21 protein-coding genes are annotated in these 23,707 nt (G+C 61.7%); 15 read left to right on the forward strand and 6 right to left on the reverse strand.

The genetic code is table 11. From position 1 onward, the window contains the following. Positions 1-144 precede the first annotated feature (144 nt). The 3 genes from V5B44_RS00705 to V5B44_RS00715 all read left to right on the forward strand — a co-directional run bounded on the left by V5B44_RS00705 (position 145) and on the right by V5B44_RS00715 (position 2,552). Positions 145-783: a DUF47 domain-containing protein gene (locus tag V5B44_RS00705; protein ID WP_332357225.1), complete on the forward strand. Its 639-nt coding sequence runs from the start codon at positions 145-147 to the stop codon at positions 781-783. Positions 784-796: 13 nt separating this feature from the next. Then, positions 797-1,810, forward strand: a complete 1,014-nt coding sequence (locus tag V5B44_RS00710) for an inorganic phosphate transporter (RefSeq protein ID WP_332357226.1) — start codon at positions 797-799, stop codon at positions 1,808-1,810. Positions 1,811-1,916: 106 nt separating this feature from the next. Beyond that, on the forward strand, positions 1,917-2,552 hold the full coding sequence (locus V5B44_RS00715) for a DUF47 domain-containing protein (protein WP_332357227.1): 636 nt from the start codon (positions 1,917-1,919) through the stop codon (positions 2,550-2,552). Between the two features lie 287 nt (positions 2,553-2,839). Here V5B44_RS00715 and V5B44_RS00720 read toward each other — a convergent pair whose 3' ends face one another. Next, the gene (locus V5B44_RS00720) at positions 2,840-3,265 is read right to left on the reverse strand and encodes a universal stress protein (RefSeq protein WP_332357228.1); all 426 of its coding nucleotides are present in this window, start codon (positions 3,263-3,265) and stop codon (positions 2,840-2,842) included. Positions 3,266-3,419: 154 nt separating this feature from the next. Between V5B44_RS00720 and V5B44_RS00725 the strand changes: the two genes are divergently transcribed. The 7 genes from V5B44_RS00725 (at position 3,420) to V5B44_RS00755 (ending at position 9,998) form a co-directional block, all read left to right on the forward strand. Further along, positions 3,420-4,775 carry a citrate transporter gene (locus tag V5B44_RS00725; RefSeq protein WP_332357229.1) on the forward strand — a complete coding sequence of 452 codons (1,356 nt, stop codon included), beginning with the start codon at positions 3,420-3,422 and terminating at the stop codon, positions 4,773-4,775. Positions 4,776-4,914: 139 nt separating this feature from the next. Then, positions 4,915-5,373, forward strand: coding sequence for a hypothetical protein (locus V5B44_RS00730; protein ID WP_332357230.1), 459 nt, complete (start codon positions 4,915-4,917; stop codon positions 5,371-5,373). A 221-nt stretch (positions 5,374-5,594) separates the two neighbouring features. Beyond that, complete coding sequence (locus V5B44_RS00735; RefSeq protein ID WP_332357231.1) at positions 5,595-6,275, forward strand: TIGR00153 family protein; 681 nt, start codon at positions 5,595-5,597, stop codon at positions 6,273-6,275. 84 nt (positions 6,276-6,359) lie between these two features. Further along, positions 6,360-7,622 carry an inorganic phosphate transporter gene (locus V5B44_RS00740; protein WP_332357232.1) on the forward strand — a complete coding sequence of 421 codons (1,263 nt, stop codon included), beginning with the start codon at positions 6,360-6,362 and terminating at the stop codon, positions 7,620-7,622. A gap of 76 nt (positions 7,623-7,698) precedes the next feature. Next, positions 7,699-8,313: a serine/threonine protein phosphatase gene (locus V5B44_RS00745; RefSeq protein ID WP_332357233.1), complete on the forward strand. Its 615-nt coding sequence runs from the start codon at positions 7,699-7,701 to the stop codon at positions 8,311-8,313. Then, on the forward strand, positions 8,310-9,773 hold the full coding sequence (locus tag V5B44_RS00750; protein WP_332357234.1) for a metallophosphoesterase: 1,464 nt from the start codon (positions 8,310-8,312) through the stop codon (positions 9,771-9,773). The genes V5B44_RS00745 and V5B44_RS00750 overlap by 4 nt, the downstream gene beginning before the upstream one ends. A 21-nt stretch (positions 9,774-9,794) precedes the next feature. Then, entirely contained in the window at positions 9,795-9,998 is a 204-nt protein-coding gene (locus tag V5B44_RS00755; protein ID WP_332357235.1) for a SlyX family protein, read from the forward strand. Between the two features lie 46 nt (positions 9,999-10,044). Here V5B44_RS00755 and V5B44_RS00760 read toward each other — a convergent pair whose 3' ends face one another. Continuing rightward, positions 10,045-11,952 carry a peptidase U32 family protein gene (locus V5B44_RS00760; RefSeq protein ID WP_434735398.1) on the reverse strand — a complete coding sequence of 636 codons (1,908 nt, stop codon included), beginning with the start codon at positions 11,950-11,952 and terminating at the stop codon, positions 10,045-10,047. Between the two features lie 212 nt (positions 11,953-12,164). On the opposite strand from V5B44_RS00760, the gene V5B44_RS00765 reads away from it, so the two are divergent. Then, positions 12,165-12,449, forward strand: coding sequence for a hypothetical protein (locus V5B44_RS00765; RefSeq protein WP_332357237.1), 285 nt, complete (start codon positions 12,165-12,167; stop codon positions 12,447-12,449). 786 nt (positions 12,450-13,235) lie between these two features. Here the strand turns inward: V5B44_RS00765 and dnaQ are convergent. From dnaQ to V5B44_RS00780, 3 genes are read right to left on the reverse strand one after another with little or no spacing between them, the layout of a single operon-like run. Further along, entirely contained in the window at positions 13,236-13,955 is a 720-nt protein-coding gene (dnaQ, locus tag V5B44_RS00770) for a DNA polymerase III subunit epsilon (protein ID WP_332357238.1), read from the reverse strand. Positions 13,956-13,975: 20 nt separating this feature from the next. Continuing rightward, positions 13,976-14,437 (reverse strand): ribonuclease HI, encoded by a 462-nt coding sequence (gene rnhA / locus V5B44_RS00775; RefSeq protein WP_332357239.1) that lies wholly within the window; start codon positions 14,435-14,437, stop codon positions 13,976-13,978. Continuing rightward, positions 14,427-15,149, reverse strand: a complete 723-nt coding sequence (locus tag V5B44_RS00780; RefSeq protein WP_332357240.1) for a class I SAM-dependent methyltransferase — start codon at positions 15,147-15,149, stop codon at positions 14,427-14,429. Before V5B44_RS00780 ends, rnhA begins: the two co-directional genes overlap by 11 nt. Before the next feature lie 27 nt (positions 15,150-15,176). On the opposite strand from V5B44_RS00780, the gene gloB reads away from it, so the two are divergent. After that, on the forward strand, positions 15,177-15,938 hold the full coding sequence (gloB, locus tag V5B44_RS00785) for a hydroxyacylglutathione hydrolase (protein WP_332357241.1): 762 nt from the start codon (positions 15,177-15,179) through the stop codon (positions 15,936-15,938). An 8-nt stretch (positions 15,939-15,946) separates the two neighbouring features. Here the strand turns inward: gloB and V5B44_RS00790 are convergent, their stop codons facing one another. Further along, on the reverse strand, positions 15,947-16,357 hold the full coding sequence (locus tag V5B44_RS00790; protein ID WP_332357242.1) for a response regulator: 411 nt from the start codon (positions 16,355-16,357) through the stop codon (positions 15,947-15,949). A 153-nt stretch (positions 16,358-16,510) separates the two neighbouring features. Between V5B44_RS00790 and V5B44_RS00795 the strand changes: the two genes are divergently transcribed. From V5B44_RS00795 to V5B44_RS00805, 3 genes are read left to right on the forward strand one after another with little or no spacing between them, the layout of a single operon-like run. Then, positions 16,511-19,870, forward strand: coding sequence for a DUF748 domain-containing protein (locus tag V5B44_RS00795; RefSeq protein WP_332357243.1), 3,360 nt, complete (start codon positions 16,511-16,513; stop codon positions 19,868-19,870). 52 nt (positions 19,871-19,922) lie between these two features. Continuing rightward, positions 19,923-21,287 (forward strand): DNA recombination protein RmuC, encoded by a 1,365-nt coding sequence (gene rmuC / locus V5B44_RS00800; RefSeq protein WP_332357244.1) that lies wholly within the window; start codon positions 19,923-19,925, stop codon positions 21,285-21,287. Further along, positions 21,284-23,698: a protein kinase domain-containing protein gene (locus tag V5B44_RS00805; protein ID WP_332357245.1), complete on the forward strand. Its 2,415-nt coding sequence runs from the start codon at positions 21,284-21,286 to the stop codon at positions 23,696-23,698. Before rmuC ends, V5B44_RS00805 begins: the two co-directional genes overlap by 4 nt. The last annotated feature ends 9 nt before the right edge of the window (positions 23,699-23,707 follow it).

The following is a 23,707-nucleotide window of genomic DNA, read 5'->3' on the forward strand; positions in this document are numbered from 1 at the left end:
GCGCTTCACCGGCAAGGTTTTTCTTGCGGGACGTCCATTGCCGCACTTGATTTTTGTAGTAGCTGACGTGGCGCCGACAATCGATCGGCGTGGGCAGCCTTAACTGAGTGGTGCTCGCAAGAGCAGATAACCAAGGGAGGTCGTATGTTTAGCAGTCTTATGCCGCAACGCAAGGAATTCTTTGAACTTCTCGCAGCGCATTCCGAACAGGTCGTCGCCGGGGCCAACGCGACGCTGCGTCTGGTCAATGGCTTGGGTGATGCGGGTGCAAACCTTGCGGCCTTGGTCGCCGAAGTCAATGAACACGAGCACAATGGGGATCAAATAAAGAACAAGGTCATCGAGCGCCTGCACCAGTCCTTCACGACGCCGATCAACCGGGACCAGATTCACTCGCTGGTCAGCGACCTCGACATGACCCTGAACGTTCTGCAGAGCGTTGCAAATGCCGTGGGCATGTACAGCATCAAGCAGTCGACGGTCGAAGCGCGCGAGATGGCTTCCCTGAGTGCCGACGCCTGCTTGCGTCTGAACCGTGCGGTCGCCGCTCTGGGAGACAAGGCTCGTGGCGCAGAGACGCTCAATCTGTGCAAGGAAATCGAGGAAATCGAGTCGAAGGCCGACAAGGTGCAGCACAAGGCGATCACCGCACTGTTTCAGGAGGGCGCCAACGTCTGGCAGACGATGAAGATGCGGGAGTTCTACTCGCTTCAGGAAGAGGTCCTCGACTGCTGTCAGGAAGCGGCGAAGATGATCGAAGAGATCCTGATCGAAAACTCCTGAGAGGTAGCCGAAAATGGAAGGCCTAAATATGAGCATCTGGACGCTGGCGCTGCTGATAGCAATTGCGCTGGCGTTCGACTTCATGAACGGGTTTCACGATGGCGCGAACTCCATCTCGACGATCGTCGCGACCGGTGCCCTGACCCCGAAACAGGCGGTGTTGTTCGCCGCGTTCTTCAACTTTGCCGCCCTCTGGGTGTTTCAGCTCAAGGTCGCGGCGACGATTGGCAAGGGGACGGTCGACCCGACCTTCGTCGATTACTACGTGATCTTCGGGGCCTTGATCGGCGCCTTGGCCTGGAACATCATCACCTGGTACTACGGCATTCCTTCGTCGTCCTCGCACGCGCTGGTCGGTGGGCTGGTTGGAGCGACGGTGGCCAAGGCCGGTTCGGGGGCGCCGATTGTCTGGGAGGGTTTTGGCAAGATCCTCGCGTTCATCATCATTTCGCCGCTGGTCGGGGTGATCATCGGTGGCTTGCTGATGGTGCTAGTCGCCTGGATCTTCCGCGGCACCTCGCCGTATCAGGCCGGGAAGTTCTTCAAGGGTGGGCAGTTGTTCGCTGCGGCCGCGTACAGCCTGGGCCACGGCGGCAACGACGCGCAAAAGACGATCGGCATCATCTGGCTGCTGATGATCACTGCCGGCGTGGCCACGAAGGACGTCGCGACGCTGCCGACCTGGGTGATCTACTCGTGCTACTTCGCGATCGCCTGGGGAACCTACCTCGGTGGCTGGCGAATCGTCAAGACGATGGGGACCAAGATCACCAAGCTCAATGCGATCAGCGGTTCGTGTGCCTCGATGGGCGGAGCAATCACGCTGGGGTTGGCGACGCTGGGTGGCATTCCGGTGTCGACGACGCATACTATCACCGGCGCGATCATCGGCGTCGGCGCGGCCACTGACGTCAAGGCGGTGCGCTGGGCGATCACCGCCAACCTGCTGGTTGCCTGGGTGCTGACGATTCCGGCCTCGGGTCTGATTGCTGCGATCTTCTGGTATATCGGTACCAAGTTCCTGTAAGCCGAGGCGCTGGCCGAACGGACGCCCCGGCAATGGGGGCGTTCGTTGAAGCGTGCCACCAGAATCAGTCAATGGTCATCACTACAGTCAATAAAGGAAGTTACCCATGTTACCGAAGAGGTCCGAGTTTTTTGAGTTGCTCGCGGCACACAGCGAGCGCGTACTGGCCGGCGCCAATGCCATGCTGCGCCTGGTCAGCAGTCTGGGGGTCAGCAAGCAGGACGTGGCGGCGCTGATCGAGGAAATCAACATGAACGAGGCCAGCTCGGACCAGATCAAGAACGACCTGATGACGATGCTGCACAAGTCCTTCGTCACGCCGCTCAATCGTGACCAGGTCTACGCGCTGACCCTGGACATCGACCGCGTGATGAACGCGGTGCAGGATGTCGCACAGGCGGTCAGCATCTACAATGTGACCGAGGCGAGCAAGGAGTCGCACGAACTGGCGTCGATGACCGTTGACGCCTGCAGTCGACTGACGCGGGCCATTGCCTCGCTGAAGGAACGGCAGCGCAATCAGGAGACGGTCAATCTGTGCCTCGAAATCGAACGCATCGAAGAGAAGTCGGTTGCGGTGATGTACAAGGCGATCAAGGCTTTGTTCGACGCTGAGGGCGATCACGCGGCAGCCTTGCGGGCGATGCGCATGCGGCAGTTCTATGCGCTGCAGGAGAAGGTTCTGCGGGCCAGCAAGAAATCGGCTCAGACGCTGGAAGAGATTTTGCTGCAGAATGCCTGAGATACAGGCGGATTGGTCGCAAGCTTGACGGACAGCATCCAGGCCTTTATGACTGCCCCACGATTCTCGATCGCCACGTGATTTTCGGGGACTGGCTGGATCGCTTGCCTGGACCGTCTCTTATTGCTCTCTCGTCCGCCACAACCAAACGCCCCGGCACAAGGGGCGTTTTCATTGTGGCCGCGCCGCTTCATCAAGCGATGGTTTCGCGGGACTTCGGTGCGAACAGTTGAATGGCAAGCCGAGGCTCGACGGGACGCTGTGCCCCCCGATTCCCTGCATCAATCCTATTTGACCAGCGTCACCGGCAGATCACTGAACTGGAGGACCCGACTGCTCACCGAGCCAAGCAATACGCTGGAGACCGCCCCCAGCCCGCGGGTTCCCATGACGATCCCGTCGCAGCCCCGTTCCCGGGCAATCTTGGCGATGGTCTCGGCGGCAGGGCCGATCTCGACCACCGGTGTAAAGCGAACGCCGGCAGCCTTGAGCACGTCGCGGTCCTGTTGCAGGGTGTCGCCACCCCTGCTTTCCTCCATGGCCTCGATTTCTTCTTTTTTCAGAACCCGGCGGACCCGCCATTCGTCGACTTCGGGCTGGACGTTGAGCAGAACGGCTTCGATCGACGGATAGATGCTCGCCAAAGACACGATGTGCCGCACGGCACGGTGAGCGGCGGCTGAGCCGTCTACTGGGACAAGCGCTTTGCGCATGGCGAATTCCTCCATCAGATGGGTTGGCCGAATAAGCTCTTTTCCAGCACGGACCATGCATCGAATGCCATGAGACTGACTATGGCATAATCAAATGGTCGCGCACAAACGAGCAACGTTACCACAAAACCGGGGTCCGGAGAGGAGCAATGTGATGCTGGATAGAGTCTGGAGCTTGCCCGTCATTCGCTTTCTGGCGGTGCCTTGGCTGTTGTCTTTGGCCCCCCCGGCCTGGGCCGCCGATGGCCCCGAACTTTTCGCTATCCCTGTGGACTTCATCCTGTTCGCGGCGACGCTGCTCGGCGTGGCGCTGTTCCATCACCATGTGCTGAAGGTGGCGCTGGGCGGTCTGGCGGTGATTGTGCTGTACAAGATCACGGTCACCGGCTTCAAGACCGGTGACGGCATCGCTGGCTTCGGGGCGCATATGGCGCACGAGTGGGTTCTGCTGGTCAATCTCTTTTGCCTGTTGGTCGGCTTTGCGTTGCTGGCACGCCACTTCGAGGACAGCGGCGTGCCGGACGTGCTGCCGAAGCTGCTGCCCGAAAGCTGGCTCGGGCCTTTTGTGTTGCTGGTGATCATCTGGGTGCTATCGGGTTTCCTCGACAACATCGCGGCGGCACTGATCGGCGGTACGGTGGCAGCCAGTGTCTTCAAGCGCCGGCTACATCTGGGTTACCTCGCAGCCATCGTCGCCGCGTCGAATGCCGGTGGTGCGGGGAGCGTCGTCGGCGACACGACGACGACGATGATCTGGATTGCCGGCATCAGCCCGCTGGAAGTGGCGCCGGCCTACGTTGCCTCTGCGGTGGCGCTGGTGGTCTTTGGCGTTCCGGCGGCTCTGCAGCAGAATCGGCACCAGCCGATCGTCCGTCACCTGCATGCCGTGCATCACGTCGATTGGGCGCGAGTCGGCGTCGTTCTGTTCATGCTGGTCGCGGCAGTCGTGACCAATGTGACGGTCAACATCAAGTTCCCGGATCTTGCCGACGATTTCCCCTTCCTCGGGGTGGCGGTGTGGATCGCCCTGCTGCTCGCTGTGCCGCTGCGCAAGCCCGAGTGGAGCCTGGTTCCGGAAGCCGTCAAGGGGACCGTCTTTCTCCTCGCGCTGGTCACCTGTGCGTCGATGATGCCGGTCGAGAAGTTGCCGCTGGCGTCGTGGCAGACGACGCTGGGGCTGGGTTTCGTTTCGTCGGTGTTCGACAACATCCCGCTGACCGAGCTGGCACTGAAACAGGGTGGCTATGACTGGGGTTTCCTTGCCTTTGCCGTCGGCTACGGGGGATCGATGCTGTGGTTCGGCTCGTCGGCCGGCGTGGCGGTGGCCAACCTCTTTCCCGAGGCAAGGTCGATCGGCAAATGGCTGCTGCACGGCTGGCATATCCCGATTGCCTACGTCGTCGGTTTCTTCGTCATGCTGCTCCTCATCGGCTGGAACCCCGGTGAGGGGCCAAAAATGTCGCCGGTCGTAGCGCCGGCCGTATCGATGACGCCAGCGAATGCAAACTGAGGAGATCCTGCCGAGAAAGGCGCCCAGGGGCGGGTGGGGTGGTGGAGCCGGCGACTGCGCCGTTCCCGACGGCCGCAGTCGGGGGGCGTCTGCGCGACGCAGGAATCAACAGGATCACTGAACTACTGGCGTGAGTACAATGGAGCGTTTCGTAATTCGTGAAGGCGAAAGGCGCCACCGCTGGATCGGCGTCGGCTGGGGTCTGGTCTTCAGCGCAGGCCTGATTGCCGTCGTTGCTTTCGACTATCAGCGGGATCCGCAGCTATCGGTTCGTGGTCTGCTGTGGTCGGTGATCATCGTTCTGACTATGGCCAATCTCGGCAATCTGTTCTTTCTGCTGCGCTACCTGCGAAAGATCCGCGACCACCATCTGGAACTCGAGCCAGGCAAGCTGCGCTTCGTCACCGGCGGCGAATGCTCGGAACTGGACCTTGCGCAGGTGGCGGCGATTCGCCTCTTCAAACGCTGGGGAAAGCTGCAGCACATCCAGTTGTTGCTCAAGAACAACCGCGGCATCCGCCTCGAAGGCTACCAGGATCTGCCGCATCTCGCTGAGCGTTTGCAGGCCGAGCTGCCGGCCGGGAAACTCCTCCGATGAGTCGGCGCAACGCATTGAAGCATCGACGATTTTTTGTGCATTTGGCGCAAGGAATGCTAGGCTGACGGGCCGCTTTGCGGGTAATCGAGACTACAATCACTGGTTTGAATCAGGGTGTGCTTTGAGTCGGTGAGCAGCCTTGCGTCTGGTCAGCTTGCGTTATCTGTGTCGGGTTTTTGACCTTTGACAAGGTCTTTTTTGCCAACGAAAGAGGAGAGTACATGTTATCCACCAACCCAATGGCGGCGCTGTTCGGCAAGTCGCCGTTCAAGCCGTTGCAGCAGCATATGCGGGTGGTCATCGAATGCGTTGCCGAAGTGCCGGCACTGTTCAACGCCGTGATCGAAAAGAATCAGACGCAGCTTGATGCCCAGAAGGACAAGATCTTTGCCAAGGAGCATGAGGCCGACGAGATCAAGAACGAGCTGCGCAACCATCTACCGAGAAGCATGCTGCTGGCGGTCGACCGGCGCGACCTGCTGGAGCTTCTGGCGATGCAGGACGCCATCGCGGACATCGCGCAGGACATCGCAGGCCTGCTGGTCGAACGTCGCATGGAGGTTCCCGCCGGCATGGCCGAGCCGCTGACACGGTTCGTCACCCGCTGCGTCGACACCTGCGAGCAGGCGCACAAGATCATCGAGGAACTCGACGAACTGCTGGAAATGGGTTTTCGCGGTCGAGAGGTCGAGCAGGTGGAAGCGATGATCCTTGAACTTGGGCACATGGAGAGTGATACCGACGTGATGGGCATTTCGCTGTCGCGCGCGCTGTTCGCGCAGGAAGACAGCATCAAGCCGGTTTCGGTGATGTTCTGGTACCAGTTGATCCAGTGGGTGGGCAACTTGGCCGACTATGCCGAAAAAGTCGGGGATCGCTTGCGGCTGATGATCGCCCGCTGATGAGCGGTATCAGGATGTGGGCGGACCGCCCCAGCCACCCAGTCACACGTTCATTGCAAAACTCTTATAGCTAAGGCTTGTACCATGGAAATCATTGCGCAACATTCAACCATATTCTACGTCCTAGCGTTTGGCTTCGGCCTCTACATGTGCTGGGGAATCGGCGCCAACGACGTCGCCAACGCCATGGGTACTTCGGTCGGTTCCGGGGCGCTCACGGTCAAGCAGGCACTGATCATCGCCGCAATCATGGAGTTTGCCGGCGCCTATCTGGCCGGCGGTGCCGTCGCAGCGACGATCTCAAAGGGCATCATTGACGGCAAACTCTTCGAGCCGGTGCCGCATCTGCTGATGTTCGGCATGATGGGGGCGCTGCTGGCCGCAGGGATCTGGCTGATGGTCGCGAGCATGCGGGGCTGGCCGGTGTCGACGACGCACTCGATCATCGGCGCGGTGTGCGGCGTAGGTGTCGCGGCGCTCGGTTTTGACGCGGTGAAGTGGGACAAGATGGGCGAGATCGTCGCCAGTTGGTTCATTTCACCGGTGCTCGGGGGGATCGTCGCGCTAATCCTGACGCTGAGCATCCGCAAGCTGATTCTCAACACCGATAATCCGATCGCCCAGGCGCGCAAGTGGGGCCCGATGTACGCCTTCCTGGTCGGCTGGATCGTCTCGCTGGTAACCATCACCAAGGGTCTCAAGCACGTCAACATTCACCTCAGCGACATGGAGGGGCAGATCCTGTCGATCGCGGTGGGCGTTGCGCTGGCGATCGCTGCCAAGGTCATGATGAACCGCATCAAGCTCGACGCCAGGGACGACCGTGATTTCCACTACGCCAGCGTCGAGAAGCTGTTCATTCCGCTGATGGTGTTTACCGGCGCGGCGATGGCCTTCGCACACGGTTCGAACGACGTGGCGAATGGCATTGGCCCGATGGCTGCCGTCGTGCAGATCATCGAAACTCAGTCGGTGAGCTCGAAGTCCGCGGTGACGCCGTTCATGCTCTTCGTCGGTGGTATCGGCATCGTCATCGGTCTGGCGACCTATGGCTACAAGGTGATGGCCACCATCGGCAACAAGATCACCGAGCTGACGCCAACCCGCGGCTATTGCGCGACGATTGCCGCCTCGATCGTCGTCGTCGCTGCCTCGGGTATGGGCCTGCCGGTTTCGACTACGCACATCGCGGTCGGCGCGGTGATGGGTGTCGGGATCGCCCGTGGTATCGGCGCCCTCGACCTGCGGGTCATCGGCGGTATCATCCTCTCGTGGTTTATCACCGTTCCAGTCGGCGCCATCCTGGCGGCGGTCACCTTCTACATTCTGCGGGCGATCTTCGGCTAGGATCACTGCACTGGTTCCAGGCGGCAGTGTCTTTGGGCTGCCGCCTGGCTATTGCCTAACGAGTGAAAGTGGCGCCATGCCGGAACTGTCAACCGAGTCCATTGAATCGCTGCAGAATTTCAAGGGAATCGACTTCCCCGGCGACATTCGCTTTCGCCAGATTCTGGTCACTGGTCCTCCCGGTGCCGGCAAGAGCACCTTGATCAGGCGTCTCGGCGGTTGGTCGGAGGAAGGCTATCTGGACCTCGCCCAGAAGCACTGGTGGAGATCGGAAATCCTCTCTGTGCGACCGCGGGAGATTCATCTCGGCATTCCCTTTTGTGGTCTGACCAACGCGGTATCGGTTTTTGATGCCCAGTTTCTCGACCGCGATCCGCTGCCGGCGGTTGCGTTCGACCGCATCGTGCTGCCGCCTCACAAACGCTATTTCTTCTCGGTTGACTGGTACCGCCGTTACGTATTCGAGTTTCTGCTGCCGCCCGCCGAGTTGGTTTTTCAGCGCCGGACGGCGCGGGCCCGGCATAGCACCCACCCGGTGGACGAACAGCTCAGCCTGGAGATCTGCATCGCACAGCTCGACGTGTTTCGCCGTCTTGCCGAGCACCTGCACAATCACGGGTTTTATGTCTATCTTCGCGAAGGGATGGAGACCCAGCCGCTGCGCTTCGTCGATTTGCGGTCGCTGCCGTGAACACAATTGCCAGGCGACGTCCCTGGGTGTTTTCCAGTCTGCTGGCGCGCTTTAGAGCGGTGGTTGCCAGACTGGGCTTCGGCTGGGGTCACAATCTCAAGCTGGGAGACGCGTATCGCCTGGGCAGCACCAAGGTGAGGGTTCCTCTCGATGGCATGCCGATCGAGATCACCCTTGGTTTGAACGACAAGAAGCTACATCTCTATCCCGAAACCCGACTCAACGAGCGGGGGCAGGCTACCCGCCAAGGGAGTAACTTCGTCATCATCGACCCGCTCTCCCATCCCGGCCAGATTGGCGGTTTTCTACGTCTCACTCCGAAGAGCTGGCTGTCTCTGGGGTCGGGGGATGTCCTCCAGCAGGCGATATTCCAATACCCTGCTGCGGTTGACGAGGAGCACCTGGTCGTCATCCATGGTCGGGACGCTCTGGTCTTTCGCAATCTGAGCGATTTGGGTGCGGCGATCGGTCCGGCGTTCAGGGAAACCAGGTGGATTCCTGAGAACAGGTTCCGGCGTCTGCGCGAGATTTTCGGCGGCCCGCTCGAACTGTTGCCGAAAGAAGATGCCTTGGGGCTCATTGAAGAGGTCAATCGGCTGTTGCAGCATGAGAGCTATCGTCCGAGAGATGACCACGGCATGCCGGGTGGGTTGCTGATGCTGCCCAGGAAGCTGACCCCGATTCTGGTTGCCGACCTGCATGCACAGATCGACAATCTGCTGACCGTGTTGAGCCAGAATGCTTTCCTCGACGCGCTCGAGGAGGGCACTGCCGCCCTGGTGATTCTGGGTGACGCGGTCCATTCCGAGGTGGACGGGCAGCTCAGGGAGATGGGAAGTTCGATGCTCCTCATGGATCTCATCTTCCGGCTCAAGCTGCGTTTTCCCGAGCAGGTATTCTACGTTCGTGGCAACCACGATTCGTTCTCAGAGGATATGTCGAAGGATGGGATTCCGCAGGGCCTGCTGTGGGCGAAGGAACTTGCCGATCGACGGGGCACGGTTTATCTGAAGGCCATGGAGGAGTTCTACCGGCGGTTACCCTACGTGGTTGCTTCACAGGACTTTATTGCTTGCCACGCCGCGGCACCCACGACCAGGGTCAGCAAGGAGATGCTGGTGAATATCCACCGTCATCCATCGCTGATCCTCGAATTGATCAACAACCGCCTGCGGCGGCCTAACCGGCCTCAGGGTTATGGCCGGAGCGATGTCAAGCATTTTCGGCGCGCGCTGCAACTCGACAAGGACACCCCCTTCATTGTCGGCCACACCCCGCTCGACCGCGAGGGGACTCTGTGGCTCAACGTCGATGGCATTAGCAATCACCACATACTGTTCAGTGCCAATCCGCAAGAGGTCGGCGTGTTCACCCGCGTTGACGACCTGATGGTTCCCCTGGTGTATCCGGTCGATGCCTTGACGCCGATCATCAACCGCCTCGAAGGCGAGCCGGGCTGATCCTGTACCGGAGATTCAGCCATGGAACAACGCCTTGTCGAAGTCGAGTCCCGGATCAGCCTGGCCGAGGATCTGATGGAAGAAGTCAATCTCACTGTTTACCGACAGCAGCAGCAGATCGAACTGTTGCAGCGGCAACTGCGCCAGCTGCAACAACAACTCCAGGACGTTCTGGCCGCTTCGGGCGAGCAGTCCCCGCGTGAGGAACTGCCGCCGCATTACTGAGCGGTGGTGAGCGTGACACCGGCTTCGGGTCGAGGCCGCCGGCGATTCACACTGTCGGCCATTTCTCGCTGAGGCGCAGCGTTCGCTGCTTCCTCAGCTTGCCGACGACGTGCATTTCGCAGGCCTTGCAGTCGAAGCGCAGGGTGAGCTTTTCGTTGCCGTTGATCAGGATCATCGGATCGGGGCGCAGTCCCTTGACCTGCTTCGGGCACAGATTGAAGCTGTAGCGCAGGCAGTGCCTGGTAATCATCAGCGATACCTCGCCCTTTTCCTGGCCGCATTCGTACGCGGGTTCGATCACCTGCACGCCGTGGCGGGCGTAGAAGGCGCGTGCTCTCTGGTTGCACACGCCGGCCAGGTAGTCAAGCGAGTGCTCGGGATAGGTCGGTGGTGGCTCGAGCGGCTGGCGGCGTGGCGGCCGCTGGTAGGCCGCGAGGCGGGCGGCGTCGAGAGCGGCAACGGCGTCACGCCGCAACTGGTTGAGCACCGTTGCCGGAAGAAACCAGTCCGCGGCGAACTCGACGACGATGCTCGTCGCGGCGTAGAGCGTGTTGCCCAGTCGGCCGAGCTGCTGGCGTACCGTCGTCCGCGCCTGTTCGCCGTCTTGCGCCACTTCCATGACGTGAGCAAGCCTGGCGGCACCGCTGACGCCTTGGTCATCGGTCATCGTCAGGGTGAAGCCCTCGGCATGGTCGGTCAGGCGCAGGCCAACCGGGACCCTGCGCTCGGCCGACTTCTTTGCCAGCTGACGTTCGAATGCCTGATCGCGATTGCGGTAAATCCGGGTGCCAACCTGAAGCTCGGGGGGAAGCGGTTTGCCGTCGCGCAGTTGCGGGAACAGGCGATAGCCGCGGTCGAATTTTTCGGCCCGGTTGATCGCCAGGCCATGGACTTCCTGCGCGGCGTCGAACCAGGTGATCCCATCACCATTGTGCAGTGGTGTCTGGCTGCTCAGCTCGAAGCTGTCGCGTCCCAGCCGGCTGACCGTGCCGATTTCATCGCCGATGAACTTGGGCGATTCAAAAGCGCCGATATCGCCCTTGCGGCCGGTCACGAAATAGTCGGTGGCGCCGCGGTTGAAGGTCTTCTCGGGCTGCGGCGTGAACAGGAAGCGGCTGTCACCCGATGAGCTGCGCCGGCGATCGGGGCGTTCGGCGAGGATTTCGTCGAGCTGCAGGCGGTAATACGCCGTGACGTTCTTGACGTAGGCGAGGTCCTTCAGGCGTCCCTCGATCTTGAACGAGCTGATTCCGGCATCGATCAGAGCGCGCAGGTTGTCCGCCTGATGGTTGTCCTTCATCGACAGCAGGTGCCGGTTGGCGGCAACGATTTGCCCCTGCTGGTCGGCCAGCGAGTAGGGCAGCCGGCAGGCCTGCGAACAGTCGCCACGGTTGGCGCTGCGCCCGGTCTGCGCGTAGCTGAGGTTGCACAGGCCGCTGTAACTGACGCAGAGGGCGCCGTGCACGAAGAACTCGAGCACGGCGCTGGTTTCTGCGGCAATGGCTCGGATCTGATCGAGCGCCAGTTCGCGCGCCAGAACGATCTGCGAAAAGCCGACGTCTGCGAGGAATCTGGCTTTTTCGACCGAGCGGATGTTGGTCTGTGTGCTGGCGTGCAACTGGATTGGCGGCAGGTCGAGTTCGAGCAGACCCATGTCCTGAATGATCAGGGCGTCAGCGCCGGCAGCGTGCAGTTGCCAGATCAGGCGACGTGCCGGTTCGAGTTCCTCGTCCTTGAGCAGGGTATTCAGTGCGACCAGGACGCGCGCATGGTAGCGATGCGCGTAGCTCGCAAGACGCTCGATGTCGGCGACCGAATTGTCCGCTCTGGCGCGGGCGCCAAAGGCTGGTCCGCCGATGTAGACGGCGTCGGCACCGTGGACGATCGCTTCGATACCGAAGTCCGCGTTCCTGGCCGGGGCAAGGAGCTCAAGGCATGGGTGGCTTTTCGGCATGCGTGTCCGCGACTGAGTCATGGCCGCATTCTATACGCTTGCGGCGTCGCCGGACGTTTCCGGGACGGCGACCGCAGCGCCAATCCACAACGATCGGCGCCTTCGATCGGCGATAGCGGTTTTCTTGATGGTTCTTGTCAACCGCTATCCGGAGCGAGCGTTATTCGGCCCATGGGTGGCATGCAGGTACACTTCGACAGGAGAACAAGATAATGGGTAGCTTAAGCAGCGAGTCTTTTGACCAGTTCCTCGATTCACTCAAGCAGGCGGGTGTGGAAATCAGCAATGAAAACGAGCTGCGCGAGCGGCTGGCTGAAGCGCAGCGCTGGCGCTTTGCTTTCGCCACCCTGGCTGCCAACGGTCGACCGCTCGGAATCCGCTTTCAGGATGGCAGTGGCGGCATCAACGAGGCAGATATCCACGATACCCTTGCACGCTTTCAGTTTCCGGAAGTTCTGCAGACCACTTTTGCTGCCAGCCTGCGGGCTCAGCACTGATCATTCGCCGGTTTCCTGCCGCGGTTACCGGCAGCATCGAGTCCGCCGATCCTTGGGTTACTCCGGGGTGTCGGGGAATTAAAAGGCCCGCCTCGCAGCGGGCCTTTTTCCTGCGCCTTTCCTCGTGCCGCACCGCCGCGATCGCTTTTTCCCGCAGCCGGGGCCGTTTCAGGTGGCCTTGGGCCGGTTATTGACCCTCTTGCCCGCCCGTAACGTTCATGCTTGTTGAACGACAGCGGCTGTGTGAGTCATAATGGCAGCATGAATGAAACGCCCCCTCTGGATCCGCGGCGTCGGCTCCGCGAACTTCTCAGCATCCCCGAGCGCGATCGCACTGACGAGCAATGGGATGAAATTATCGAGATCGAGATCACGCTCGCTCCGGGAAACCGTGAGTCGGACCGGCCTTTGGACAGACAGCCCGATCGGCAACAGGAGCGGCGCCAGGGTGCACCCGGCACCGGCCGGCGTCCGGAACAACGGAAGAGCGGACCACGGCCCCCTGGCCCGCGGCCCGACCCGCGGCCGCCCGCTGCCAGGCCTGAAACAGGCTCGGACGCCCAGCCTGAAGCCCGCTCGCCCGAAGCGCGCCCGCCGAAACGACACGTTCGACGGCCAAGGCGGACGCCCGAAACCCCCGGCGACAGCTGATTCACGGTACTTTCTCGCACGAACAGCGCTCTGTTGACGCCGGTCGCGGCGCGCGCTGCGTAAAGCTGGGGTGTGGGCGGCGCACCCTCGGTCGGCATGTGATCGAGCGATTGCTGGCAATCGCCTCACGTCGAATCAGCGACCGGTCCCGGTGTGCAGCCACAGACACTGGCCCTTGCTCGCCTGTTCGACGGCGGCCAATACCTGCTCGTGTTCGACGAGTTCATCCGGGCTGGCGCGCCTGACGATCTGCGTGCGGGCCTGGCTGCTGCACGACGTTCTGCGGGCCGCCTCAATCCCGCCCGAATGATCGTCACCGAGATCGATGATCAGACTTTCCTGGCCGCGGGTCATCGCGAGATAGACCTCGGCCAGAATCTCCGCGTCGAGCAAGGCGCCATGCAGGGTGCGTTGCGAGTTGTCGACGCCGTAGCGTTCGCAGAGTGCGTTGAGGTTGTTCTTCTTGCCGGGGTAAAGCTCCTTGGCCATGCGCAGGGTGTCGCAGATCGCGTGGCAGACCGTGTCCACGGGGGCCATGTCAAGCAGAGCGAGTTCGGCATTGAGGAAGCCGACGTCAAAGGCGGCGTTGTGGATGACCAGCTCGGCCCCGCGTACGAAGTCGAGAAATTCGGCAGCGATGTCGGCAAAACGCGGCTTGTCGAGGAGAAACTCGCGGCTGATTCCGTGCACCGAGAGGGCGCCGGTGTCGATCTCCCGTTCCGGATTAAGGTAGCTGTGGAAGTGGCGGCTGGTCAGTCGCCGGTTACGCATCTCGACGCCGGCGATTTCGATGATCCGGTGCCCCAGCTTGTGCTCCAGGCCGGTCGTTTCAGTATCGAGAAAGATCTGGCGCATGGGCCTCTCCATTGCCTGAGTTATTGGGAGTTGCGGGTGCGCTGCAATTCGTCCATGCCGCGATTGGCCAGAGCATCGGCCCGTTCGTTGCCGGCGTGTCCCGCGTGCCCCTTTACCCAGCACCATTTGATCTGGTGCCGGGCAGCCAGTTCGTCAAGGCGTTGCCAGAGGTCGGCGTTCTTCACCGGCTGCCTGTCGGCGGTGCGCCAGCCGTTTCGCTTCCAGTTGCGAATCCACTCGCTGATGCCTTTCTGCACGTACTGCGAGTCGGTATGCAGATGAACGGTTGCCGGTCGCTTGAGCGCTTCGAGTGCGCGTATGGCTGCAGTCAGCTCCATCCGGTTGTTGGTGGTGGCCGCTTCGCCTCCCCAGAGCTCCTTCTCGCGGTCTCCTGCTTGCAGCAGCGCCCCCCAGCCGCCGGGTCCCGGGTTGCCTCGGCAGCCGCCGTCGGCGTGGATGGTCACGACGTCTTCATCGCTCATGCGGTGCTTCCTTCTTGCTGACGGCGGACAGAGCCTTACGCGGCGACCTCTGCTGTTTCCAGCTCGGCAGTATCAGGCGCATGCCATGCACGCGCTTGATCGCGCGCAGGAGGTAAACGCCGCCGGCAAAGGTCCACCAGCGATCGCCGACGGATTCCATGAACTGCCAGCGCTGCAGCCAGCGTTCATGGGTGCACGGCGGCGCGTAACAGCCGAAGCTGCCCCGTTCAACCTCGAAGCCCAGCAGTTGCAGCCAGTCCTTGAGACGTCGCACCGACAGGTAATGCCCGCTCCAGGGGAAGTCGCCAGGGCAGTTGGGAAGCCGTTGGCGCAGGCCCCAGATCGAGATAGGGTTGAACCCGGTGATGATCAGTTCGCCTTCGGGAATCAGGACGCGCTCGACTTCGTGCAGAATCTGGTGCGGGTCGTCATGGAATTCGAGTGCGTGCGCCATCACCACCAGATCGATGCTGTGCGCGGCGAAGGGCAGTTGCCGCAGGTCACAGCGGACGTCAACCCTGCCTGAGTCGCTGACCACCTGGCGCAGGGGGATGCGGTTGTGGAGCAGCAGTGCGCGCTGCGGCAGACCCAGCTGGAGCGCGTGGTAGCCGAAAAGGTCGGCCACCACGGCATCGATCGTGGCTTGTTCCCAGGCCATGACATAGCGCCCTTGCGGGCTTTGCAGCCAGGTGTCGAGGCCGGGAATTGACATTTTCTGCAGTTCTTCCAAAATCCAGCAATGTTAAACGTCATTCGTATTCCGGCTTTCAAGGATAACTATATCTGGCTGCTGCGCAAAGGCGCATCAGCCGCGGTCGTCGATCCTGGCGATGCGCGCCCGGTGCTCGATCTGCTTGACCGGGAGGGGCTGTCGCTGGCCAGCATACTGGTCACCCATCACCATGCCGATCATCAGGGCGGGGTGGTGGAGCTGCTGGCGCACTATCCGGCCGAGGTCTTCGGCCCGGCGGCGGAGTCGATTACCGGCCTCAGCAGGCCGCTATCTGGCGGCGAGACGGTGCGCATCGCGGCCTGTGACGTCGAGTTTCAGGTGATCGCGGTGCCAGGACATACGCTGGGGCACATTGCGTATTATGGCGCAGGCTGCCTGTTCTGTGGCGATACCCTGTTCGCCGGCGGCTGTGGCCGTCTTTTCGAAGGGACAGCGGCGCAGATGGCCGATTCGCTGGCGCGGCTGGCGGAGCTGCCGGATGAGACGGCGGTTTATTGCGCACATGAATACACCCAGGCGAATCTGCGCTTCGCGCTGGCGGTCGAGCCCGGCAATCGTCGGCTGCAAAGACGGGTCCACGAGGTCACACGGGCTCGCGCCAGCGGCTTGGCGACGGTGCCTTCGACGATGGCGATTGAAAAGGCGAGCAACCCCTTCCTGCGGTGCGGCGAACAGGAAGTGGCAGCATCAGCGCGCCGCCGGGCGCCTGCGGCGGCCGATGAGGTGGCGGTATTTGCCGCGTTGCGCGAGTGGAAGAACAGCTTCTGAAGGCGGCTTCAGAGCGCTTGTGGTGACGCGGCGGGTCGCCTGGCTGACTGCCAGGCCCGGCCGATGGTGTCGAGCACCTTGCCGGGGTTGAATGGCTTGATGATCAGGCCACTGGCGCCGCCCTGAATCGATTCGCGGACGTTTTCCACCGTTGGGCTGTCGGTCAGCATCACGACGATGATTTCGGGGTGCATTGCCTTGATCGTCTGCAGCGCTTCGAGGCCACCCATCTCGGGCATGATCACGTCCATGCAGATGATGTCAGGCCGCAGGCGTTCGGCGAGTTCGAGCGCGCCGACCCCGTTCTTCGCTTCGCCGACGACCTGGTATTCGTTATCGCGCAGGATGCCGCGCAGCAACGTTCGCATCAGGTCGCTGTCATCGACGACGACGACCCTGGGCGGCAAAGACGAATTCATTGTCCCTGTTGCCGGGAACGGGTTGGCGTCAGCGCCTGGAGACCGCTGGTGGCCAGCGGGCGCCGGCCGCGCGATCCGCGGCTCGCTTTCAGGCGGGCAACGCCTCTTCGTGCTAAATTGACGCTTTCCCCAGCCAGCCTGTGGTCCGTTGCCATGACTGAAACAACCGCTGCATCCAGCGCGACTGCTTCCAGGAGCATCAAGAAATACGGGTTGCGCATCGCGCTGGTCTTGCTCGTCATCGGCGTGCTCGGGTTTCTGGTTCTGCCACCGGTCGTCAAATCGATCCTGGTCGACCAGCTTGCCAAGGCCTTGCAACGACCGGTGACCGTCGAAGGCCTGAGCATAAACCCCTACACGCTTTCGGTGCAAGTTGACGGCCTTGCGGTCCAGGAGAAGGACGGCAGCGGCAAGGCGGCGGGCTTTGAACAGTTGTACTTCAACGTCGAGTCCAGTTCGATCTTTCGTGGCGGGCCGGTGATCAGTGAGCTCAAGCTCGTCGGTCCGGCGTTGCGGGTCGTCCGCCTGCCTGACGGACGCTTCAACTTCTCTGACCTGATCGACGAGTTCCTGGCGAGGCCGCCGTCCGACGACCCGACGCCCGCGTTCTCGCTCAACAACATCCAGATCAGCGGCGGCAAGATCGACTTCGAAGACCAGTTGCTTGGCGAAAAGCACGTCATCAGCGATGTCACCATTGCCTTGCCCTTTGTCTCGAGCTTGCCCGCTGCCACCGAGATCTTCGTTGAGCCGGCGTTCTCGGCGTCGATCAATGGTTCTCCGCTGATCGTCCAGGGCAGGAGCAAACCCTTCGCCGAGGCCATGGAAAGCGAACTGGCGCTTGATTTTCGTGACCTGCAACTGGGCAAGTATCTCGATTACCTGCCGATACGCTTGCCAATCCAGTGGGTTTCCGGTGTGCTCGACAGTGATCTGAAGCTCAGCTTCCGGCGGCAGGCAGGTACTCCGTCGGCGCTCGCACTCTCGGGCAGCCTGGTGATCAACGATGTGGAGGTCAAAGATCCTTCCGGCGCGCCACTGGTTTCTCTCAAGCGTCTGGAGCTGCTCGTCGGTACGCTTGATCCGCTGCGGCAGCAGTTCGTGATCGACCGCGTGTCAGTCGATTCTCCCGAGATTCATGCGCGGGTCAGTCGGCAGGGAACAATCAACTGGATCGAGTTCTTCAGCCGGGAGCTCGCGGCGCGCGGGGCTGCCGCGCCCGAAACAAAAACTCCGGACAAGTCTGCGCCGCCAGAGTGGTCACTGGGTGAGCTGAAGGTGACGGGTGGCGCCCTCCGCTGGCTGGACGAGTCGCATGGCAAGCCGTTCAACGCGAGTATCGAAGGGCTTGATCTGAGCGTGCGAAAGCTCGCCCGCAAGGGTGGCACACCGGCCGAGTTCGATGCGGTGTGGCGCTTGCAGGCTGAGCCGTGGATCAAGGGCAACGCTGCTTCGGTCAAGGGAGGACGGCTCGATCTCGCGCAGCGCGAAGTGGTGATCGATGAAGTGGCCGGTCGTGGCGGCGGGCTGCTGATCCGGCGCGCTGCTGACGGCAGCATCGACTTCGTGCAGCCCCCTGCCTTGCGCGTTGTCGCGGCCTCGCAGAAGGATGCCGCGGCTCCCTGGAAGTTGACCGTCGGCAAGTTTCATGGGGAAGACATCGCACTGCGCTTCGAGGATGCTGCCGTGTCGCCGGCGGCGACGCACACGATTGAGGGGATGAGCGTCGACGCCGAGAATCTGTCCACCAAGCCCGGCAGCATCGCCAAGTTGACGACCCGTTTCAGGCTGAATGGAAAGGGCGAGATCGAGGCGGGTGGCAACATCCAGGCCTTCCCGTTTGCTGCAGACCTCAGGGTGGCGGTCAAGGCCCTGCAACTGCTCCCGTTGCAGCCTTACTTTACCGAGCACTTGAACATCGATGTCACGCGTGGCCAGGTGGCTCTGGACGGTGCCGTCCAGCTGCGTCAGGAGCCCACAGCGGCGGCAGATCGCACGGGGCTGAGTGGGGGGTTCACCGGGCAGGTGACGGTGGGCGATTTCTACGCGGTCGACAAAATCAATTCTGCCGATTTCCTGAAGTGGAAGTCCCTCTATCTGGCCAGGCTCGACCTGCGTCTGAATCCGGATTCGGTGTCGATCGGCGAAGTGGCGTTGGCCGATTTCTTCGCCCGTGTGATCATCAATCGTGAAGGCAAGCTCAACCTGTTGCAGATTGTTCGCCAGAGCGAAGCGGCACCGGTGGCGCCAGCGGTGGTTGCCGGGGAAGGCAAGGCCGTCGCACCGGTGGCTGCCACCGGCAAGTCGCCGCTGCCGGTAAAGATCGGGAAAATCACGCTGCAGGGTGGCGATATCAGGTTCAGCGACAATTTCATCAAGCCGAATTACTCGGCGAATCTGAAGAAAATCGGTGGCACCATCAGCGGGCTGTCATCGGCGGCTGACAGCGTCGCAACTCTCGAGCTGCGCGGCAGTTATGACAATATCGCGCCGCTGAACGTCAGCGGGCGACTCAACCCGCTGTCGGCTGTCCCCTATCTCGACCTGCAGGCCGATATCAAGGGCATCGAGATGACCTCGCTGTCGCCGTATTCGGCAAAGTATGCTGGCTATGCGATCGAAAAAGGCAAGTTGTCGCTGTTCGTCAAGTACAAGATCGAGAACAGGCAGCTGGTCGCCGAGAACCGGGTGTTTCTTGATCAGCTCACCTTCGGCGAAGCGGTCGCAAGCCCCGACGCCACCAAGCTGCCGGTTACCCTTGCCGTGGCCCTGCTCAAGAACCTGAGAGGCGAGATCGACATCAATCTGCCGATGGCCGGTTCGCTCGATGATCCGGAGTTCAGTGTCGGCGGTCTGGTCGTCAAGGTGATAATGAACCTGCTGGTCAAGGCAGTGACCTCGCCCTTTGCCTTGCTGGGGTCGGTTTTCGCCGGTGGCGAGGATTTGTCGCAAATCGAATTCGATGCCGGACGAGCGGCGATCACGCAGGCGTCGCAGCAGCGCCTGGAGAATCTGGCCAGGGCGTTGCTCGACCGGCCGGCGCTCCGGCTTGAAATCGAAGGGCATGCGGACTCGGAGAGCGACCCCGAGGGATTGAAGCGCGCTCGTCTGGAGCGCAAGGTGCGGGCGTTGAAACGCGAGGAACTGACCAAGAAAGCCGTCGAGAGCGGCTCGGCGGACGCGGTCGAGGTCAGTTCGAAAGAATATCCGGTATTGCTTGAGCAAGTGTACCGGGCCGAAAAGTTTCCCAAGCCGCGCAATCTGATTGGCCTCGTGAAGGGGTTGCCGGTAGAGGAAATGGAGAAGCTGATCCTGACCAACTCCACGGTCGATGAAGAGGATCTACGTCATCTTGCCGACCGGCGGGCAAAAGCCGTGCTTGACTGGCTGGTTGCGCATGAGGTTCCCTCGGAGCGTCTGTTCCAGCTGCCGGTGAAGCTCGTCGCGCCCGACGGCAAGGCGGAGTCGGCTGCACCGGGCAAGGAACGCCGGGTGGTCATGTCCTTGAAATAGGACCTCCTGGCAGTTGTCGGTCGATCAAGCCTTTACCTGAAAGAGGCGGCGCATGACTGAGGGCGGCCTGCTGTATGTCGCGCTGGCGATTGGCATCGTGGTGATCGCGCTGCAGGCGCTGGTGCTGGTACGCGCCGGGCTGGCGCGCGCAATGCTTGACTCGCGCTGGCGCGACATTCAGGGCGGTCTTGATCGATTCGAGCGCGAACTGCGCCAGGAACTGGCCCAGGGACGGCAGGAGGCGGCAAAAGCCGCGCGCGGCGACCGGGATGAGCAGTCGCTGTCGCTGAGCCGCCTGGCACAGACACTGGCTGCACAACTGGCCCAACTCGGCAAGTTGCAGGCGCAGCAACTGGAGTCCTTTGCGCAGCAACTGTCGCGCCTGACCAACAGCAATGAGCAGCGTTTCGAGAGCCTGCGGCTGGCCCTTGAGGCACGGCTCGCCGCGATGCAGAGCGACAATGCGCTACAGCTGGAAGAGATGCGTCGAACAGTCGATGAAAAGCTGCATGCGACGCTCGAGCAGCGGCTTGGTGAATCCTTCAAGCTGGTCAGCGATCGCCTCGAACAGGTCCATCGAGGGCTTGGCGAGATGCAGACGCTGGCCACTGGCGTTGGCGACCTGAAGCGGGTCCTGACCAACGTCAAGACGCGCGGTACCTGGGGTGAGGTGCAGCTGGAGGCGCTGCTGGATCAACTACTGATCGCCGAGCAATATGGCAAGAACGTGGCCACCCGGCCAGGCAGTCCCGATCGGGTGGAGTTTGCCATACGTCTGCCCGGGCTGGCGACGGGCGAGGACGAACAACGGCCGGTGTGGCTGCCGATCGATGCGAAGTTCCCGCTCGAGGACTATCAGCGCCTGCTCGATGCGCAGGAGCGAGCCGATCCGGCGGCGCTCGAGACGGCGATAAAGGCGCTGGAAGTGCGCCTTCGCGACGAGGCGAGAAAGATTCGCGACAAGTACGTCGAGCCGCCGTACACGACCGATTTCGCGATCCTTTATCTGCCGACCGAGGGGTTGTACGCAGAAGCGCTGCGGCGACCGGGGCTGGTTGATAGCCTGCAGCGCGATCTGAGAATCTGCATTGCAGGGCCGACGACGCTGGCCGCCCTGCTCAACAGTCTGCAGATGGGTTTCCGCACGCTGGCCATCGAGCGCCGCTCGTCCGAGGTGTGGGCGGTCCTGGGTGCGGTCAAGACCGAGTTTGGCAAGTTCGGCGAGGCCCTGGAGTTAACCCGGCGAAAGCTCGAGCAGGCAAGCCGGAGCATCGAATCGGCGGGCGTCCGGACGCGACAGATCGAGCGCAAGCTGAAAGGGGTTGAAGCGCTGCCGGTGATCGAAGCACAGTTGCGTCTCGGTGATCTCGAAGAGCTTGCGCCGGCAGAGGATGCACCGGCAGAGGAAGAGACATGAGCAAGCACGTTGGGCGTTTCGAGATCATGCGTGAGCTGGGTCGTGGCGCCCAAAGCATCGTTTATCTCGCACGCGATCCGCATCTGCAGCGGCAGGTGGCGATCAAGACGGTGCACTTCGCTCACCCGGATGCATCGCAGAACCGCCAGTTGCTGGCAGAGGCGCGGATGGTCAGCCAGTTGCGGCACCCGAGTATCGTTCCGATTTTCGAGGCGGCCGAGGAGCGGGGGGAGCTCTATCTTGTTTTCCAGTATGTGCCGGGCAAGAATCTTGCCGAGTACCTGAAGGCCGGCGGCGCACTGACGCCGACCCGGGCGATCGCGATCATGCAGCCGATCCTCGATGCGATCACCCACGCGCATGCGGCGGGAATCATTCATCGTGACCTCAAGCCGAGCAACATTCTGATCGACGACGAGGGGGTGCCGCGGGTGATGGATTTTGGTATCGCGGCGCGTGTTGAGGCGGTGGCGGACGATGGCGGCCAGTTGACCGGGACGCCCGCCTACATGGCGCCGGAATACATCTCGCAGCGCATGAGCAGCGAGCGGTCCGACATTTTTTCTGCTGGCCTGGTTTTTTACGAGTTGCTGACCGGTGAGCGCGCGGTTCCGGGCAATCACGTCCAGCAGGTGATGAAGCGCATAAGCAGCGAGGACATCCGGCTCCCGCCGGCAACCAGCAGCCTGTTTGACGAGCGCCTGGTGCATCTCCTGCATCGGGCGCTGGCTCGTGATCCGGAGAGCCGATACGAATCCGCAGCGCAGATGCGCGAGGCGCTGGACGACTACCTTGAGCCGGAAGCCGCGGCGGCTGCCACCGATTCCAGGCAGAGCACGATTGACTTCCTGCTGCGGCGGATGCGGCACAAGAGCGATTTCCCGGCTCTGTCTGAGTCGGTCGGGGCGATCAACCGGATTACCGCCTCGGAAAATCAGAGCATTTCCGAAGTGTCGAACGCGATCCTCAAGGATTTCTCGCTGACCAACAAGCTCCTGCGGATGGTCAACTCGGTCTACTACCAGCAGGCAGGGGGTGGCAACATCAGTACCGTCTCGCGCGCAGTGGTCGTTCTCGGCCTCGATGCAGTGCGCAGTATTGCCATCACGGTGCTCCTCCTCGAGCACCTGCAGCACAAGGACAACGCCACTCAGCTCAAGGATGAGTTCCTGCGGGCCAATCTGGCGGGTGTGCTGGCCAGGGAAATCGGCAGCAGCAGTGCCTCGCGCCAGGACATCGAGCAGGTATTCATCTGCTCGATGTTCCACAACCTGGGCCGTCTGCTGAGCCAGTATTACTTTCCCGAAGAAAGTGCCGAAATCAGGCGCGCGTTGTTGCAGAAAGGCTGCTCTGAAGAAGCTGCCGCGCTGCAGGTGCTGGGGATATCTTTCGAAGACCTTGGCGTCGGAATTGCCCAGGCCTGGGGATTTCCGAGGCTGATCGTCAACAGCATGCGCCGGCTTCCGGCGGGCAGTATTCGTCGCCCGCTCAACCCTGAGGATCGCTTGCGCGTTCTCTCGGCGCTGTCGAATGAGTTGTGCACGGTGATCGCTGATACGGCAGCCGAGCGGCAGCAGAAGGAACTACGGACGATCGCGACGCGCTTCGGCGAGGCCATCGCCCTCGACGAGCAGCAGTTGCGCAGATCCCTGGACAAGTCGCTTGAACAGATGGCGCAGTTTGCCCGCAGCATTCACCTGAATCTGCAGCAGACGCGCTTTGGCAGGCAGATCAGGGCCTGGGGCGGAGCCCAGAGCGGTTCGTCAACGGTCGAGGCGACGCCGGTCGCTGACGATGGGTTGAACGGCACGCTACTTTCGGACGTCATTCCAGCGGCGGCAGCGGGCGACCCGGTGGTCAAGCACGGCGTTGAAGCCGTTTCCGTGACTGCTACCGTCGCCAGCGAAGTGATTCTGTTGGCCGGCATACAGGAGGTGAGCAATGCCCTGGTCAGCGACTTCAAGCTGAACGATGTTCTGCGGATCACTCTCGAAACGATTTACCGGGCGAAAGGGTTCAAGCGCGTCATCCTGTGTATCCGTGAGGCGCGCAGCAATTCGATGTTGGGTCGCTTCGGCTTTGGTCCCGATGCGTTGGAGATTGCCAGGCGCTTCAGGTTTTCACTGGTGTTTGCACCGGATATCTTTCATGCGGCGCTTGCCAACGGGGTTGATATCCTGATCAGCGATACCAACGACCCCAAGATCTCGGCGCGCATCCCGGAGTGGTTCCGCAAGGCGGTGGCCGCCGAGACGTTCGTCGTTTTTCCGCTCTGCATCAAGGGGAATGCGGTGGCCATGATCTATGCCGACCGTGCCCTGGCAGGCGAGATCGTGATTTCCGAAAAGGAGCTATCCTTGCTGAGGACCCTGCGTAACCAGGCCGTCCTGGCGATCAAGCAGTCGGTCTGAAGCGGTCAA

It is taken from the genome of Candidatus Accumulibacter necessarius (assembly GCF_036625085.1).